Consider the following 17,717-nt stretch of genomic DNA (forward strand, 5'->3'; position numbering starts at 1 on the left):
ATAAATCTAAGCTGATGGAATAGAGATATTCTGTCAGCTTATTTTATTGTAAAGGAGTTTTTTTGATATAATACTTTAAAATTTATGTTATAAAGTAATAAGAATAGATGAGTGATAGAATAGGAAAAATGTCAATTTATGGTCGCATTTGTCAATTTTAGGTGAAAATAAGTATGATATACTTTTTAATATGAAAAGAGTACGGAGGATCATGACTGAAATGTTGGGGGAGTTGCCAGAAGTTTATCAATTTTCTTATAAAGATAAAAAATACATTCCAAAAGTTCCTTCTTTTTTTATTTATAAGGTTATATAAGAAAGGAGGATTGTTTTTATGCTTTATAATGAATTGATTGAGAATATATGCATTCGATATTTTAAGATTTTGAAGACTGAAGCTAAAATTCCGCAGAAAGAAATCGCAAAGTATATTGGAGTATCAGATTGTCTGATCAGTAAGTGGAAAAATAGAAATCGAAGAATCAGTGCAGAGTATTATAAAAATATTCAGAATTTTTTTATTAAGCAGGAGTTCGATCCTTGTTTTGAAAGGCACAGACGCTGGCTGCTGCAGCATTTTGATGATGTTGATGCCGCTATTTCACCGCAGGAATTTTGGGAAAAACTGTTTCAAGGGCAATTAAAAAGTAATATTGTCAGCATGGATACTTTTATAGAAATCCTGCATTTAATCCTGAAAGAGCGTTCGGATCATCGTTACAGCGTAGAAATGATTATGAAGACGAATCAGAATAAATGTGTAGAAGATAAGCGGATCCAGATAACAAATGGGGATAAGTCTCTGGAGGTAGCTTTTAAGGATATGGATACGTTAGCTGTTAAGAGTGAAAGGAAAAAACTTTTGATTGACCGGCAGCAGTTAAAAAGTCTGAATCAGATTCATTCGTTCAGGGTTGTGTGTTCCTATGATATTACAGAAAAGCAGTTGATATTTCTGAATCAGTGTGCGGAAAAGGTGGAAGAATGTCTGAAGGTGTTATGAAAAGTTATGCGAAAGAGTTATATGAAAAGGAAGTAGTGGTGAAAGCTGCATATGCTTTTACAGACCGCGCTTATATTCATCTGGATGTCAGGGGAGAGAATTATCTGGTAAGTCTTGTACCAAAAGGGGAGGAACAGGAAGAACGGCTGTATGCAGAATTTGAAAATGAACTGATCGCACAGGAAACGAGACGGATGGTGTCTGAGCGGACGAAGCATATCCGTGAGATGATTGTGGCGAGGGCTTTATCTTCTACGATGATTGATTTAAAGAATGAGGGAGCAGATGAGGAAGAGAATCTGTTTGATGCGGATGCCATTTTGACAGATTGGTATGAAGAGTATGAAAAATAAATTATATCTGAATAAAAATTTATATGGAAAGAAGTCCATACAAGAAGCAAGAAAAGCCTATGAAAAATTGGCAGATATTCAATTGGACAGCAGAAATGAATACTGGGTTTGTTCTTTTTTTCAGTGTGTCTATGGTGAAGAGAGGACAATGCAGGAATTTGAGAATTATCTGATTGGTCTTACGAATCAGGAAAGGGAACAAAATGATGATGATATGTGAGATTTGTCTGCTGATGATTATAGGAGTATTGGGAATCTATGCGGCAGTGACGGATATCAGGCGGGGAGTTATACAAAATAAGTGTTTGCTGTGGGCGGTTATTTTGGGAGTCGGAGTCAATATAGTGTACTATACCAGGTTTGCCGCAGGATTTTTACCAGTATACGGGCGTAATCTGCTGATAATTTCTATTTTGTCTGTTTCATTGTATGGACTTCATTTTTGGGCTGCCGGAGACAGTAAACTGCTGATTGTTATTACATTTTTGTTTCCGGCAAGATTTTATGATACGGGATATCAGATGGCTGTGCCGGGGATTTATAATGTGGTGCTGATTTTTCTTCTGGCATATTTTTATGTGCTGGCAGATTCTGTCGTTCAATATATAAGGGGAAGAGAATTTCATCACAGTGTGAGGCTGAATGGGACATATGTGAAAATGTTTTTAAAGCAGTATTTGATTAGTTTTTTGTATCTTCATGGCTTAAGTCTGCTGCTTCAGAGAGGTCTGGGAGAGATTTATAATAGAAATCAGGTGCTTTTTACTTTTTTGAATCTTTTTGCGGCTGTTTTGATCCAGAGCAAAGAAGTGTTCAAAAAAAGAATGGTTTTGCTGGCAGTGATTTGTATTAATATTATGCTGTTTATTACATCGGAAAAGACAGGTTTTCAGCCTTGGATGCTGAGAAGCTATGGCATTTTGTTTCTGGTGCTGCTGCTCCGGTATTTTGTCAGCGGCTATAATTATCGGGAAATTCCGACAAGAGAAGCTGCCAGAGGAATGGTGCTGTCCTATGGTACTGTGGCGAAATTTATGCCCTCCAGGGTCAAAGGGCTGCCGCGTCAGACCAGTGAAGATATGAGATACAGGATTACCGAGGAAGAGACACAGGCAATTAAACGCTGGGAATCCAGTAAATATGGAGAAGAGACGATTGTGATTGTCAGGAAAATCCCATTTGCTGTTTTTATTATTTGTGGAACGTTTGTATTTTTAGGAATAAGGGTTTTGGTAGCATGGTAGGACGAATCGTAGATTGGAATTTTGGAGAACGTCTGCTGCGTGTTGTATGCGGACTGCCGGAGAAGGATTTGGAAACAGGAATTCCGATATTTTGGATAACAGAAGAAGAGACTGTATTTCGGGATGTGGATGGATCCTGGTATCCTTTGAAATGGAAGTATGGCGATGAGGAACTGCAGACAGGGGATGTCCTTACGATTGGACAGGATGGGAAAATAAGTCGAAATTATTCGGCGGACAGTGGTGAAGTCGATATTTTTGTAACGAATCATTGTAATTCCAACTGTGTAATGTGCCCGCTGTCAGAGACTGTGCGCCGTCAGGAACAGAAATATTATCTGAGATGGCTCTGGGATTTTATCTGTATTCTGCCGGATGATGTGGAGTATATCAATATTACGGGCGGGGAGCCGACATTGAGGAAGAAAGATTTCTTAGAAATTTTGGAATATTTAAAGGGAAAATTTCGGTATTCCGGATTTCAGCTGCTGACCAATGGACGTTCTCTGGCGGATGAAATGTTTTTAGAGCAGGTGCTGGAGCAAACGCCGAGAGGTATGCGGTTTGCCATTCCGCTCCATGCGTCCAGAGTAATGGTGCATGATGGAATTACCCAGGCAAAAGGAAGTTTCCGACAGACGGACCGGGGAATTCGAAATCTTTTAAAACAGGGACAAAAAGTAGAAATACGTGTGGTGATATCGAGAAAAAATATAGCGTATTTAACAGAAACGGCGGCTCATATTGTGTCGAATTATCCCAGAGTGTTTTGTGTGAATTTGATTGGAATGGAAATGATGGGAAGCGCAGCCGTCCGCCGGGAGGAGCTGTGGGTGGATTATCCGGAAGTGTTTAAAAGAGCTGAGGCAGCTGTTAAGATTTTGATTGCCCATGGAATTGATGTACAGCTGTACAATTTTCCGTTATGTGCAGTGAAGAAGGGATACTGGCCGCTGGCAGTGAAGAGTATTACTGATTATAAAGTCCGGTATATGCCGGCGTGTGATGACTGCAGAGTAAAAGAAATATGCGGAGGATTTTTCGCATCTACGAAACATCTGATGAAGCCGGAAGTGAAACCGGTGAGGTAGGGAATATGAAGAGCAATTATTTTAACTTTAAGAAGTTTCAGGACAGATATCTGATTTCAAACGAGCAGGGAAGATATTATTTTCTGCGGCCTAAAGATTTTGAGGCGTTTGTAAAAGAAGACTATGCGGCAATGGATCCGAAGGTTGTTGAGGATCTGAAAGACAGGTTCTTTCTGTATAACTCAGAAGAATCCGTTTTTGTGGAAAAGGCAATGGAGGCTTACAGAGGAAATAAGCAGTACATTTTTGACGGAACATGTCTGCATATTTTCGTTCTGACCAATGCCTGCAATATGTGCTGTGTTTATTGTCAGGCACAGGATTCTTCCCAGGAACTGAAGGGTACTATGGATGAGGACACGGCAAGGAAAGCGGTGGAAATTGCGCTTCAGTCGCCGGAACACTATCTTACTTTTGAGTTTCAGGGTGGAGAGCCGCTGATTCATTTTGAAATGCTTCGCTTTATTGTGGAATACAGCGAAGCCAGGAAGAACGATAAAGAGATTCAGTATTCTCTGGTGACAAATACCCTGCTTTTGACAGATGAGATGATCCGGTTTTTCAAACAGTATGATATATCAGTGTCAACTTCGCTGGATGGACATCAGACGCTGCATGACCATAACCGGCCGATGAGGAACGGCGGAGGGACTTTTGAGATTGTGCGTAAAAATGTGAAAAGGCTGCAGGATGCAGGAGTGCATGCCGGTGCGATTCAGACGACAACGAAACAGAGCCTTGAGGATCCGGGGAAGATTATACAGGCATATCTGGAGATGGGGTTTGATCATTTGTTTATCCGGCCTCTGACGCCGCTTGGTTATGCAAAGGAACACTGGGATGAGATTGGATACGAACCGGAGGAATTCGTTGGGTTTTACCGGAAAATCCTCAGGATGATTTTGGAGTGCAATAAGAAAGGGCTCAAAGCTGCAGAGGGTCATGCAAGGATTTTTCTTCGCAAGATCATAGCAGGATATTCGGATAATTATATGGAACTCCGGTCTCCCTGCGGGGCTGCAGTCGGGCAGATGGCATATTATTATGATGGAAATATTTATACCTGTGACGAAGGAAGGATGGTTGCAGAAATGGGAGATTCCATGTTCTGTCTTGGAAATGTGAGGGAATCTTCTTATGATGAATTAATGGATCACCGTATCTGCAAAGTTACATGCCAGGCTTCGGTGCTGGAAGCGCTGCCGGGCTGCTGTGACTGTGTATACCATCCGTACTGCGGAGTGTGTCCGGTGATCAACTATGCATCCAATCAGAATATTTATGAGAGACAGGCAAATTCCTATCGCTGCAGCATTTATAAAGGAATGCTGGATACGATTTTTGAAATATTGTTCACGGATTCTGAGGCTTTTCAGATTTTTGAAAGCTGGATTTGAGAGGAGGCAGGAAGATTATGAAAACATTGGGGAAAAGGCTGACGATTGTCGGGGTGAGCCTTTCGGTTCTGTTTATTGCATTTGTTGCTCTGCTTGTCTGCTTTGGAAATGAGGGAAGCGAAGATGCCATAAAGCAGGGAAAAGAGCAGTATAAGGAACTGGAAAACGGAATATATATCGGGGAAATGCTCAACGGCAAATTAGAAGGAAAAGGAAATCTGCAGTACTATGTCGGAGATGTGTATTCCGGTGAATTTGCGGATAACCAGAAGAATGGAGAGGGTGAGTATACCTATGCAGACGGTTCGGTCTATACGGGCGGATATAAAGATGGAAAGCGCGAAGGCGATGGAACGTTTCAGTTTGCGGATGGAAGCGTATATAAGGGCCAATGGCAGAATGATTATATTCAGGGAGAAGGAGAATATAAGAAAAATAATGGGGATGTTCTGAAAGGAGTATTTAAAGAAAATGCTCTGGCAGATGGAACATACAAGTATGCGGATAATGAGGGGACGTATACGCTTCAACTGAAAAATGGCAGACTGACAGGAGAAGCCAAAGCGGTCTTGTCAAATGGAGATACCTATGACGGAAAAGTGGAAAATGGCAAATTCAGCGGAACCTGCAGTATTACTTACGATGATGGAGATACTTACAGCGGCGGAGTGGCCCAGGGGTTAAAAAGCGGAACCGGCACGTATCACTGGAAAGGAGACGGAGATTATTACAGCGGAAAATGGAATAAGGATAAGATGAGCGGAAGCGGCGAATATCATTATACCAAAGAAACATTTCCATATATTAAAGGAAATTTCCAAAGCAATAAACCCAATGGAACATGTACTTACTATAAATCGAAGTCTGTAAAATATACCACTTACTGGAAAAAGGGTTCCTGTACAAAAGTTTCAAAGTAAGGAGAAAGAGGATGGATGATAATTTATTTCCAAAGATAAAAAAGTCAATCGAAGATTTCATTTATGAAGAGGAAGGAAACATTACGAGAAATAAAGTGATTACGATCGGTACTATGATGCTGATTCTGAGTCTGCTGATGTATGATGAAGTATTTGCGGCCCATAGATCTCACAGCTCTCACAGATCGCATAGTTCCCACCGATCCCATAGTTCCGGATCGGGAGGGCACAGCAGCCATGAGAGTCATGTGTCACATTCCAGTCATGTTTCGTCTACGGAACACAGCAGCCACGGTTCTCACAGTAATCATGGCTCCCACAGCAACCATTCCAACCACTCATCTCATGCAAATACGAGCCATTACAGCGCAGATGACAGTGCAGGAATCCATTCAAATTCAACGGTTTCTACAACGATTGAAGATTTTGATCTGGAGGCGGTGTCCGGAATCCTGGCGCCAAATAACAATACAGTTGTGGATGTGAGCAATGCGGCAGATGCGGCAATCAGCGTTCCGCCGGAGATACAGGAGTAGCGTATGAAATTAAAGAAACGAGAGAAAAAAGAGAAGAAACTAAACAAAGCATGGATTTTTATTAAAAAAGGCATTGCAATCTTCATCAGCGGAATTATAGTATTTTCATTCTTTATTATGGAACCAGGGCTGATACCGTATGCACCGATACTGCTGATTCTGTATTTGATTTTGGCGGTCTGGTTCTGGATAAAGATGGAGGTAAAACCGGTGCGGAAGTTTCTGGTTCTTTTGCTGCTGCTGTATGGAATGCCGACTGCTTCTATAGAAATGAAGGCTGACCGGTTTACGAAATATACAAAAGAAGATCACAAAGATGAGTTAAACGAATTCCTGTCTGATGCAGTGTATGGTAATCGTGAGGAATGTTTTGAACATTACGAGACAGAAATGCTGGGGATACGCAACAATATGGCTTTGTCTGGAGCGGCGGTCAGTAAGAACTATCTGAATAAAATGGGAGACAGGAAAATTTATCGTACAGAAAAAGATCAGACACTGGTTATTGAGAAAAATGGGAAGAACGAATATACATCAAAGAATAAGACCGGAGAAATCATAGCTGACAGTGAGCAGGTCTTTTACATTAATCGTGATGAGAACCAGCGCCTGGAACGGCTGGATTTGAAAACAAAGCAGTCTTCTGTAGTAATGAAAGACGGCGTAGAAAAATTTGCGGTACTGGGAGATGATATCATTGCGCTGAATCTGAAAGGGGAGCTGTATCGTCTTCGCTGGAAAGATAAAGAGCAGGAAAAACTGGCAGATTATATACAGGGTTTTTATGTAGGGAAGAAACTTTTTGTGCAGAACAGTACGCAGATTGTATCAATGTCTTATGAAGGGAAAAATCAGGAACTGCTGGAGAAGAATGCGGCACTGAAAGGGTACGAGGACGGAAAAGTATATTATATTTATCTGGATACAAAGAAAAATAAATCCGGGGAAGAGTATGTTCTTTATGAAAAAGATATCGACCTCGATGAAAACAGAGTGGTAAAGAGAAGCAAAATGCCGATACAGAATATATATTAATAAATTTAAAATGGTAATTGACTTTATAAGGATACCACTTTATAATAGATTATACAAAATTCGACATTTTAGTCTGTTATAATAAGTGTCGTTATGGAAGAGAGAAACAGAAAAGAGATTGATACGTGTATACGATACAAAAGAAGCGGTGATATTATGACAATAGGTACGATGGAAAAGATTTACAGGAAACAGGCAAAAGGAATGAAGGAATATATAGACCAGTTACGTTCAATGCCTGTTGAGCAGGCAAAGGAAATTTCAAAGTCCAATTTAATGAAGGCGGGAATTATTAAAGAAGACGGGACATTAACCGATCGTTATCCTTATAGCAGGAAAAGGAGAAAGAAATAGATGTATCATCATTCTCCCAATTTAGTTTTGGGTTTTCATGGCTGTACAAAGAAAGTTTTTAAAAAGATTTTATTTCATCATGAAGAATTAGAATTTAGTAATAATTCTTATGATTGGCTGGGAAATGGTATATATTTCTGGGAGAACAGCTATGATCGTGCTATGGATTGGGCAAAGGGACATTGCAAAGATGAGGAACCTGCTGTAATAGGGACTGTTCTGGATTTAGGATTTTGTTTGGATTTAATGGATTATGCTTCTATGCAAGTGTTAAAAAATGGCTATGATCTATTAAAAGAGGAATCAAGAATTTTCAATACGGAACTTCCAGTCAATCGAAATATTGGGAAAAACACAGATTTGCTTATAAGAGAATTGGATTGTGCCGTCATAGAGAGAATTCATTTGTATAATCATATGGTAGATGGAAATGATGAATATGACAGTGTAAGGGGAGCTTTTATTGAAGGGAAACCTGTATATCCGGGATCTGGATTCCGAGACAGAACGCATATACAGATTTGTGTAAGAAATCCAAATTGTATAAAGGGGTATTTTGCTCCCAAGATTGAAAATGAGAATTATTCGTCAGTTTAGTTTTGAAAATACTGGAAATGAAGAAAAAGCGGCTGCTGATACGATGTATCGCTGGCCGTTTTTCGTTATAATAACAACGAGGTGACAGTAATGATATTACGAAGAAAACTCTTTATCATTTTTACGTTGATCTGGATGGCTTTCATTTTCTCTTTTTCCTCAAGATCCGGCGATGTGTCTTCTCAGGACAGTAACCACGTGGGGATGATCATAGGGGAGGTTTTCATTCCGGGGTTTGAGCAATGGAACGATACAAAACAGGATGATTTTGCGGATGCAATCGATCATCCAATCCGAAAAACTGCCCATGCCATGGAATATGCGGTTCTTGGATTTTTGACAGCTGGGATTTTCGCAGACGGAAGGAAATCCTGGAAATGGAGAATGGTTCTTCCGTGGCTGATCGCTGCCGGATACGCGGCGACAGATGAATTCCATCAGCTGTTTGTTCCGGGAAGGAGCGGTCAGATATCCGATGTGCTGCTTGACAGTGCCGGGGCATTGTCAGGTGTATGGATTATGACTGGACTGGAAAAAATAAGAAAGAAAAGATGATTTCTGGACATCGTAAGACTATTTTTTCAGAATGAAACGTATTATAATGGAGTAAGGAAAATATACAGCACGCACAGAAGGACGTGAAAAATGGGACATCTTTTAAAAAGAAGAAAAAGGATTTTTATGGCAGCAGGAATTGTGCTTGCGGCAGTCATAGCGATTGCTGTGTTTATAAAAGTTGAAATTTATATTTCATATAACAGTCTTGAAGCAGAGGAGTATACAATATCATCAGATCGTATCAATTCTGAAGTGAAGCTTGCTTTGATCTCGGATCTGCATGATCATACCTTTGGTGAAAAGAATGAGGAACTGGTGCAGATGCTGAAAGGGCAGGGGCCCGATTTGATTTTGATGGCTGGGGATATGATTAACGATATCAGCAAAGACAGTCATGTGGCGGTGGAATTAATTGAGCAGGTGAAGGATATTGCACCAGTATATTATTCTCTTGGAAATCAGGAGGAAGATTATATCGGACGGGGAACGTCAGATCTCCTGAATGAATTAAAGGAAGCCGGCGCTATTGTACTGGACGAATCATATCAGGATATCCAGGTAAATGGAAATGCGATACGTCTTGGCGGTATGTATGATTATGCGTTTGCGCTGGATGGGAATAATACAACAACGAAAGAAAGTATGAGACCATCGCTATATCAGTTCCTGACAGATTTTCAGGATACGGATTCCTATCGGCTGATGATGGCGCACCGGCCGGACAGTTTCATTTTTGGTGACGCAGCCAAAACATGGGATATTGATCTGGTGGTGAGCGGGCACAACCACGGCGGTCAGGTGATTCTGCCGGTGCTGGGAGGAATCTATGGAGGAGATCAGGGCTGGTTTCCGAAGTATGTTGATGGAATCCATCATTTTAAGACGTTGAAAAATATGATCATTACCAGAGGACTGGGCAGCGGAAAAGAAAAACTGCCGCGATTTAATAACAAACCGGAAGTAGTCATTATACATTTAGAGAAGGAATAGAAAGATGAAATACAGGATTGGAGATTTTACGTTTGAAATATGCGCGAAAGAAGGGCTGGAATTTCCCGAACATTTTCAGCTGTTTCAGACAGATGCAGGTGCAGAGACAGATGTGGTATATCGACTGGAAATTGTAGATCAGCTGCCGGAAATAGAGGGAGAGTGCATCTCTCAGAGACCGGATATCCAGATTTTTGAAAAGGATGGACTGGAATCCAGAAGGCTCAGCATTGTGGGAATGCCGGTGGTATATGGCGTGTATCAGGAAATCAGCGGGGAAGAGATTCACTGTTTCCTGCACAAAGACTTCCTGCATATGCTGTCAGCAGATACGATCTTTGTATCTTTGTTTGCATTGGAAAAGCAGATGATTGCCAGACAGTCTGTAATTCTGCATTGCTCTGTGGTAAAAACAGGAGATCAGGTGATGCTGCTCAGCGGTCCCAGTGGGATTGGAAAATCGACCCATGCGGATCTCTGGGTAAAATATAAGAACGCCGAGGTAATCAACGGAGACCGGACGCTGATTTGTAAAAAAGGAGATCAGTGGATGTCGCTGGGATGGCCGATCTGCGGGTCTTCAGAAATCTGTCACAATGAATATTATCCAATCAGCAGAGTAGTTTTCCTGGGACAGGCAAAGGAAAATCAGGGCCGGAGACTGTCCTATGTGGAAGGAATCAAACATCTGATCAGCCAGACGACGGCTAACAACTGGAATGCGGATTTTGTGCAGAAAGTGTGGCAGATCATAGAAGAAATGGCAGCAGATGTGCCGGTGTATGAATATGCATGTAATATGGAAGAGGCAGCAGTAGAAGAGTTGGGGAAATTAGTCGAAGCATAGATTTCAGAAAAAAAGCGGGGAATGAAGGGAAAACCTTCAAGTCCTCGCTTTTTAAAGTGGGTGACTGGAGTAATCAAAAATCAATCATACCAATTTTTTTTAGAGATGTCAGGAATTCGGTGACATCTTTTTTTGCGGTTTCCTGGTCAACTTCAAATTCTGATGTGACTAAATCAATCATTTCATCGGGTCCGGAGCATTCCGCCATATGCTCCCACATAAATCCGGCAACAGAATTAACAGTAATCATACCGTTAAAATGCTGGGCAGCTGTTCCTGTTGGAACAATAACTAATTCGCCGGCAATATCTCTGATGATGAAATTAGGGTTAATTTTCATTCGATAGGTTCTCCTTTTTTGATTTTATATAAGTATTGCAGATAAGCATCGGTTAATTGGCAGTAATAATCAGGCACACCGCTCACATTTCCAGTTTCGCTTTCCGCAGCTGCGGCACATCTGCCGCATAAAATACGTTTTTTGCATTCGTGACATTTTTTGGACAAATATGTATGAGATATTGTGTCCACTAATTGTGTCCAAGCAGTTGAAAAATCATTTTCAAAGACAGAGATCAAAGGATTTTGCGTGAAACTGCAGGCACTCATGGTTCCATCATAATTAATCCAGAAAACACTGTTGCCGGAACGGCATGTAAATCCTGGAACATAAACATCCTTTTGTTCATAAGCATGATATTGAGCTAATGAATAGTCAGCATAATCTGTAAATTCATCTTTCATCTGATATTTTTGGATTTTAACTCGCATTAAGGCCGCTTCCTGAGGAGTGAGACGATATTTTTCATTTCCTATGTTGTTTTCTCGTACAGGAGGGAACATATAATATCCAAATTCAATTGGAATATCCAGTTTTTCAGAAACATTACAGATTGCATTAAAATCATGTTTATTATACGGCGTCAGACTGCAGTTGAATTTTACATCAATATGATATTTTTTCAGGAGTTCTACGCCGCGCATGACTTGTGTAAAACCATGAGGATTCCCGCAGAGCTTTTGATAGGTCGCATCCGAAGCGCCATATAATGTAATGTTGATTCTGCGGGGAGGATTTTCGGATAAATATTTTGCGATTTCTTCTGTGATCAAAGTTCCGTTGGAGTTAATGGAAACAAAAATTCCCATATCCTTTAAAGACAGATATAATTTCTTGAAATCAGGATAGAGAAAAGGTTCTCCACCAGTCAGAAGGAGAAACAGCATTCCCATATCTTTTGCCTGTTCAGCTACGCTGAGCCATTCTTTCCATGAATGCATTGGCGCATGACGTTCCATTTCATCTCGTGTCATCTTTGCGAAACACATTTTGCAGTCCATATTGCAAAGTGGCAGCAGTTCAATATTTCCGGCAATCGGTATTTGCTTCAGATCCGCACGGTTACATAACTGCTGTTCCATTGGATTCAAATAATTTAATGGATTCATAGTTCGCTCCTTAGTACATTAGAAAGAGTCGTCACAGCATCGGGCTCTTTGGTGCATGAGTAATGATATACAGGAATTTGAGATACAAAATTGCTCCAGAGCTGGATCACCTGATCTACAAAATGCTGGTTCCAAAAGTTAATAGTTGTTTCACTCATAAGCAGTCTGACTGCCTGGGCAGGAAGAATTGGGGTCAGCAGATTATCTTTCCCCTGTTCCAAATATATAATGCTGCTGATCGGTGCTTCTTTATTCAGACAAATTTTAGAAGAACCGCAGATTGGCATGCCGCAGGCAAGCCATTGGCCGTTTCGATATTGAATCAGAGAGCGGTCTCCGTTGATAATTTCAGCATCAGCATATTTTTTCCACAATTCTGCCTGCGTAGATTTACCGGTACCTGAAGGTGCCGTAAAAAGAATGGCTTTTCCATCTTTTATAATGAAAGAGGAATGGAGAATCATAGCATTCTTTTTTAAAAATAATTTTTCGGCAGCGAGAGCGTTAAAAATCATATACTGGTTTGTCAGAGTATGTTCATATTTTTTATAATAAAAAATTTCTTTGAGTTTTGAAGTTTCTCTGTATAACATATGAGGCTCATCGTGCATCCAGAAAAAATGCTGACGGTCTTCTCCGGATTCGTGCCGGTAAATGATCTGATCCTGCCCGTGATAAATAATATCGCCGGTAGGTTTTGGTAATTCCGGTACTAAGTAAAAATCGTAGCAGGCATCAAAAGTATCAGGTTTATCAGACATAAAAAACTGGGAAATATATTCATTCCATATCAGATCAATATCCGAACGAATCTGAAATGTAATGTCAGCTACTTTTATGTTTTTTATCATAGTTATTTTCCTCTATAGAAAAACAAGAAGAAGTTGCCTTCTTCCTGTTTCATGATTCATATTTTATTGTTATTCGTATCCTATGATAACTGGTATTTCTCTGCCATACTCAAATCAATAGTAGTATCATGCATAATGAAAGCACCATTATTTGCATACCAAGGAGAATCATGTTGCTGTTTGTGCAACCTAAAATTTTTATCATCCGGATGAGCAGCGAGCCAGTTTTGGCGATTACATCCGTCTTTATATGCACAGGCCTCAAACTGTGTATGGAATACATCTCCTTCTGCAGTACCAACACCCGGATTAAATTTTACGATACATGCTGCTTGAGAATCCAAGAACATGGTATTATACTGTGTATTTTGATGCCCAGGAGTTTTACAGCGAACCTGTGTCGGCGCTACGTTGTAGATTGGTTCCTGGCATGCGGCTACATACTGATTTGGCGCAAAAAATTCTGCATACATCTCTGGGTACTCGTAGGTTCTTTTCATAATTTTCATATCCCCCTTCTAAAGTATTAATTTATCTATTTTATTTTTGCTTCAGATAAATCATCATTTTTCTAACATCTTCACATGATGTTATCTTACTCCAAAGTAGAGAAAACATCAAGGTTTATGCGCAAAAGGACAAAATAAGGCGCGTGCGGACGAGTTTACTGCTATAGAACAAATAATGATTTATTACAGTTTCCTGTCTAATTTACCATTAAAAGTATTCCCTGAAATTAAAAATCTATAAATCAAACTGCCTTCATGAGGGAGAATCAGCAAAACAGTTCACAAAAAATTCACATTTTTAAGCGAAAACAGACATATTTTCCTGAAAAAATGAAAAGTGGGGTCAGATAAATCATTATTTAACTTAGGGAGGCAGATATGAAAAACCAATTAATTCAGCTTATCTTGGATGACATGAATTCTACACTCAATCACACACAATTAAGAAAACTTCGAAAAGTTCTCAGCATTCATTTAACAGCGTTTTCCAGATTAGAACCAGTGGATTCAAATGACAAGATTTATCAGCTGGAAAACAATGAAATCCTTCAGCGTTTTGTTGCATCTAAGAAACTGGAAGGATGTTCCGCAAAAACCCTTCGATATTATTCTACTACAATACAGAAGATGCTGACAGAATTAAATCAGCCCGTCTGTGACATCCAGACCGATGATCTCAGGAACTATCTGTCGGATTATCAGGCGGTTCATAAAAACAGCCGGGTGACCATAGATAATATCCGCCGTATTTTTTCCAGCTTTTTTGCCTGGCTGGAAGATGAGGAGTATATCCTGAAAAGTCCGGTCCGCAGAATCCACAGGATCAAAACATCAAGAGTTGTCAAAGATGTTTTCAGTGATGAAGACATCGAACTGCTTCGTGAAAACTGCGAACATCCGCGGGATTTGGCTATGTTGGATCTTCTGCTCTCGACAGGCATCCGTGTCGGGGAATTAGTCAATCTGGATATTTCAGATGTGAATTTCATAGAACGTCAGTGTGTTGTGCTCGGAAAAGGGAATCATGAGCGCCTTGTATACTTTGATGCAAAAACCAAACTGCATCTGCAGGAGTATCTGGAAAGCAGGGATTGCAGTTCCACTGCTTTATTCACAACCTTCTACAAGCCATACCGCCGGTTAACCATTGCCGCCGTTGAACTGCGGTTGAAGCAGATTGGAGAGAAAGCCCATGTGGAAAATGTTCATCCCCACAAATTCAGGCGGACGCTGGCAACTATGGCAATCGATAAAGGTATGCCGGTCGAACAGGTGCAGAGACTCCTTGGACATGTGCGCATTGATACAACCATGCATTATGCCATGGTAAATGAAGCAAATGTTAAAAATTCACACCGAAAATATATCGGATAGCACAGAAGCATGGAAGTGATACAAAGAAATCACATCCATGCTTCCTGTTATTTATCCAATATTTTATACTTTTCCAGTAATCTTACACGTTCCATTCCAATCTGCGTACTGCTCTTCCCGCTACGGTTTTTCGGTGCAGATTTTCGTTTCAACAAATAGGCACCGATCCTGTGAACGTATCCAACCGGCAGCAAAATCTTCCATTTCTTTGTATATGGATAATGGGTCTGAATATAATCTTTATCTGGAAACAGCGATGCCAGAATACCCGAAGCCGCACTTGCCTTTTCATTTTCCGCGGCATTTAATGTAATATTGGCACTGTGCACACGATCAGCATCACTCTTGCCATAAATACCTCCATCCAGCATATCATTCAGCAGCGGCAGGCTGTCAAATTCCACATCATCAGGCTTAGGAACAGCGATATCATCCCAGGTAAATCCGAAATACTCCACTCCAATGTTCATCAGATTCATGGAAAAATCGTACATTTGATTCTCACGCAGCAGATGGATCAGCGTTGTCCAGTGAATGTCAGAAGCATAATGCTGCGCAAACAAAAGCATGTCACAAACCTGGCGTACGCCAAAGCCGGAATGTAGAAAATGTTTCAGGCTGTGGCAAAGCAGATATAAAAAATGCAGCTGAGGATGCAGAGTATGAACATCGGATCCCTGGATATTTACAATCACCGAAGTATCAAAGGCTTCTGTAAAAAGATCATTGAGATGACCATATGCGCCAGATTCCTTTGCAAACAGATCCATATGCATTTCCAGATAAAGCCCGTTGCCCAGGTGATGGTATCCTACTTCCTGATACTCTTTCCCCTCATCCAGATTTTCCCGGACAAAGCCTTCCTTTAATAAAAATTCATCCATGCGGGCAAATTGTTCCCGTGGAATTAAAAGATCCTCATCTCCTGAAATCCGCAGATCCGGATTCGGATAGAGGCTGCGGCATACAATTCCTTTTACCACAAGAGGAGTAAAACCATTCTGCCGCATTTTATCATAAAGCATCAGAAACAGAGCACTGCACCGCGCCTGATTTCCGGCTTCTTTTAAGGTATGCATCTTCCAGAAATTCTGAAATCCAGGATCTGCCTGTGTAAAAGACGGAAGATGAAAAATCTGCTGATAGATTATCGGAGCAACTGACTGTTTCTGAGCAGTCTGAAATAATTTCTCCCATTCTTCCATGGAAAGCTCCTGAAAATCGTTTGTTTCATTTCCATGCAACGCATCTTTTAAAATAGATAAAAATAATGTTTCGATTTTCATAACCACTTATCATCCTTTATTTTTGGTCTTTCTGTCGAGATTATTATAAGGGATAAGACATAAAATCACAACCAGAGAATCCCGCCTTCCAGAAATATACATCTTCATATTCTTTACAACGGCAGACAATTGTGATACAATTTATAATATAATAAATATATGGAAAGAAAAGGAAATTATTCTTGCTTTCTGTTAAACTCTGTGATAAACTGTATCTATCATATGAAAGTTCTTATACGCATATCTATATGCCGTTAAATGGCAGTTCTGCCGCTATTTCAAACAGTAAGGAAAAGATAGATACAGGATCAGCGGATATTCTCTGTGATTTTGTATCAGAATCACAGAGGAGGTGTTCTATATGGGACAGAAAGACCTGGCACAGAAACTACTGGAAGATCATGCAGATGTATTTGCTGATATCTTCAACGTACTGCTCTTTCAGGGAAAGCAGATTATATGTGCTGACGAATTAGAGAAAACAGCAAATGAATCCCAATATAAAGCAGATACGAATAATCTTCACGAAGAAAGAAGGGATCTTCTAAAGCTTTGGATCAAAGGGAATAATAAAGCACTGCTGGGGATCGAAAACCAGATGGACGCGGATGACCATATGCCCATAAGGATCATCGGGTATGATGGTGTATCCTACCGCAGTCAGCTGTTAAAAGAATGGAAAGGCAGTTATTGTCCTGTCATAACGCTGGTATTGTATTACGGGGATAAATCCTGGAATCAGCCTTCTGCCCTGGCAGAAGAATTGCCAGAAATCGAGAAACTCCATGGCAGTGACTATCAGTTCCATGTATTTCATATCCCGAATCTGACAGATGAGCAGATTCAAATGTTCCAGAGTGATTTTCGGATTGTTGCAGATTTTTTTGCCGCTCAAAAAAGAGGACAGAAATATCGCGGCAGCAGGAAAAAGATTCGGCATGTGGATGAAATATTAAAATTCATGAAAGTGTTTACAGATGACGATCGTTTTTTGAAAGTAACACTTGATGATAAACAGAAGGAGGATGTCAATATGTGCATGATATTGGATCAGATTGAAGAGGAAGGACGGCAAAAGGGAATAGCGGAGGGAAGAAAAACCGGAAGAGAAGAAGGAAAAAAAGAAGGAATTCTGTTATTATCAGATTTAATAACAATCTTAATGAAACAAGGGAAAATGGAAGAATTACAACGTGCTGCTCAGGACCAGGCATACTGTGAGCAGTTATTAAAAGAATATCAATTATTGTAAAATTGTTATCACTCTTACTTTAAACAGCAGGGAATCTCGAAGGTTAAAATTCAGAGGGATTCCCTGTTTTT

The 17,717-nt window shown here is 40.3% G+C and carries 21 protein-coding genes; 16 read left to right on the forward strand and 5 right to left on the reverse strand.

Annotated features, from left to right (window positions below):
- Positions 1–334: 334 nt before the first annotated feature.
- The 14 genes from JMF81_RS11270 (at position 335) to JMF81_RS11335 (ending at position 10,925) form a co-directional block, all read left to right on the forward strand.
- On the forward strand, positions 335–1,003 hold the full coding sequence (locus tag JMF81_RS11270; RefSeq protein ID WP_201311550.1) for a helix-turn-helix domain-containing protein: 669 nt from the start codon (positions 335–337) through the stop codon (positions 1,001–1,003).
- Entirely contained in the window at positions 985–1,356 is a 372-nt protein-coding gene (hxsD, locus tag JMF81_RS11275; RefSeq protein ID WP_201311551.1) for a His-Xaa-Ser system protein HxsD, read from the forward strand. Before JMF81_RS11270 ends, hxsD begins: the two co-directional genes overlap by 19 nt.
- Complete coding sequence (locus JMF81_RS11280) at positions 1,346–1,576, forward strand: HxsD-like protein (protein WP_201311552.1); 231 nt, start codon at positions 1,346–1,348, stop codon at positions 1,574–1,576. Before hxsD ends, JMF81_RS11280 begins: the two co-directional genes overlap by 11 nt.
- Complete coding sequence (locus tag JMF81_RS11285) at positions 1,560–2,600, forward strand: prepilin peptidase (RefSeq protein ID WP_201311553.1); 1,041 nt, start codon at positions 1,560–1,562, stop codon at positions 2,598–2,600. The genes JMF81_RS11280 and JMF81_RS11285 overlap by 17 nt, the downstream gene beginning before the upstream one ends.
- Positions 2,594–3,691: a His-Xaa-Ser system radical SAM maturase HxsC gene (gene hxsC, locus JMF81_RS11290; RefSeq protein ID WP_201311554.1), complete on the forward strand. Its 1,098-nt coding sequence runs from the start codon at positions 2,594–2,596 to the stop codon at positions 3,689–3,691. Before JMF81_RS11285 ends, hxsC begins: the two co-directional genes overlap by 7 nt.
- 5 nt (positions 3,692–3,696) lie before the next feature.
- Positions 3,697–5,088, forward strand: coding sequence for a His-Xaa-Ser system radical SAM maturase HxsB (gene hxsB, locus JMF81_RS11295; protein WP_201311555.1), 1,392 nt, complete (start codon positions 3,697–3,699; stop codon positions 5,086–5,088).
- 17 nt (positions 5,089–5,105) lie between these two features.
- A complete protein-coding gene (locus tag JMF81_RS11300) occupies positions 5,106–6,008 on the forward strand; it encodes an MORN repeat-containing protein (RefSeq protein ID WP_201311556.1) in 903 nt (300 codons plus the stop codon).
- 11 nt (positions 6,009–6,019) lie between these two features.
- On the forward strand, positions 6,020–6,544 hold the full coding sequence (hxsA3, locus tag JMF81_RS11305; RefSeq protein ID WP_201311557.1) for a His-Xaa-Ser repeat protein HxsA3: 525 nt from the start codon (positions 6,020–6,022) through the stop codon (positions 6,542–6,544).
- Positions 6,545–6,547: 3 nt separating this feature from the next.
- Entirely contained in the window at positions 6,548–7,579 is a 1,032-nt protein-coding gene (locus tag JMF81_RS11310) for a hypothetical protein (RefSeq protein ID WP_201311558.1), read from the forward strand.
- Positions 7,580–7,672: 93 nt separating this feature from the next.
- Complete coding sequence (locus JMF81_RS11315; RefSeq protein ID WP_201311559.1) at positions 7,673–7,933, forward strand: hypothetical protein; 261 nt, start codon at positions 7,673–7,675, stop codon at positions 7,931–7,933.
- Positions 7,934–8,530, forward strand: coding sequence for a hypothetical protein (locus JMF81_RS11320; protein WP_201311560.1), 597 nt, complete (start codon positions 7,934–7,936; stop codon positions 8,528–8,530). It begins immediately after the preceding gene.
- Between the two features lie 90 nt (positions 8,531–8,620).
- Positions 8,621–9,085, forward strand: a complete 465-nt coding sequence (locus JMF81_RS11325; RefSeq protein ID WP_201311561.1) for a VanZ family protein — start codon at positions 8,621–8,623, stop codon at positions 9,083–9,085.
- 90 nt (positions 9,086–9,175) lie between these two features.
- Positions 9,176–10,078 (forward strand): metallophosphoesterase, encoded by a 903-nt coding sequence (locus JMF81_RS11330; RefSeq protein ID WP_243282616.1) that lies wholly within the window; start codon positions 9,176–9,178, stop codon positions 10,076–10,078.
- A gap of 4 nt (positions 10,079–10,082) precedes the next feature.
- A complete protein-coding gene (locus tag JMF81_RS11335) occupies positions 10,083–10,925 on the forward strand; it encodes a hypothetical protein (RefSeq protein WP_201311562.1) in 843 nt (280 codons plus the stop codon).
- Positions 10,926–10,998: 73 nt separating this feature from the next.
- Here JMF81_RS11335 and JMF81_RS11340 read toward each other — a convergent pair whose 3' ends face one another.
- The 4 genes from JMF81_RS11340 to JMF81_RS11355 form a co-directional block, all read right to left on the reverse strand.
- A complete protein-coding gene (locus JMF81_RS11340) occupies positions 10,999–11,265 on the reverse strand; it encodes a PqqD family protein (RefSeq protein WP_201311563.1) in 267 nt (88 codons plus the stop codon).
- Positions 11,262–12,374, reverse strand: a complete 1,113-nt coding sequence (locus JMF81_RS11345; RefSeq protein ID WP_201311564.1) for a radical SAM/SPASM domain-containing protein — start codon at positions 12,372–12,374, stop codon at positions 11,262–11,264. Before JMF81_RS11345 ends, JMF81_RS11340 begins: the two co-directional genes overlap by 4 nt.
- The gene (locus JMF81_RS11350; RefSeq protein ID WP_201311565.1) at positions 12,371–13,225 is read right to left on the reverse strand and encodes a hypothetical protein; all 855 of its coding nucleotides are present in this window, start codon (positions 13,223–13,225) and stop codon (positions 12,371–12,373) included. Before JMF81_RS11350 ends, JMF81_RS11345 begins: the two co-directional genes overlap by 4 nt.
- Before the next feature lie 80 nt (positions 13,226–13,305).
- Positions 13,306–13,734, reverse strand: coding sequence for a hypothetical protein (locus JMF81_RS11355; RefSeq protein ID WP_201311566.1), 429 nt, complete (start codon positions 13,732–13,734; stop codon positions 13,306–13,308).
- Positions 13,735–14,112: 378 nt separating this feature from the next.
- On the opposite strand from JMF81_RS11355, the gene xerA reads away from it, so the two are divergent.
- Positions 14,113–15,108: a site-specific tyrosine recombinase/integron integrase gene (gene xerA, locus JMF81_RS11360; RefSeq protein WP_201311567.1), complete on the forward strand. Its 996-nt coding sequence runs from the start codon at positions 14,113–14,115 to the stop codon at positions 15,106–15,108.
- A gap of 47 nt (positions 15,109–15,155) precedes the next feature.
- Here xerA and JMF81_RS11365 read toward each other — a convergent pair whose 3' ends face one another.
- Positions 15,156–16,394 (reverse strand): nucleotidyltransferase domain-containing protein, encoded by a 1,239-nt coding sequence (locus JMF81_RS11365; protein WP_201311568.1) that lies wholly within the window; start codon positions 16,392–16,394, stop codon positions 15,156–15,158.
- Between the two features lie 361 nt (positions 16,395–16,755).
- On the opposite strand from JMF81_RS11365, the gene JMF81_RS11370 reads away from it, so the two are divergent.
- On the forward strand, positions 16,756–17,646 hold the full coding sequence (locus JMF81_RS11370; protein WP_201311569.1) for an Rpn family recombination-promoting nuclease/putative transposase: 891 nt from the start codon (positions 16,756–16,758) through the stop codon (positions 17,644–17,646).
- Positions 17,647–17,717 lie beyond the last annotated feature (71 nt).

Origin of the sequence: Anaerostipes butyraticus (assembly GCF_016586355.1) — a bacterium.
Lineage (GTDB): Bacteria > Bacillota > Clostridia > Lachnospirales > Lachnospiraceae > Anaerostipes > Anaerostipes butyraticus.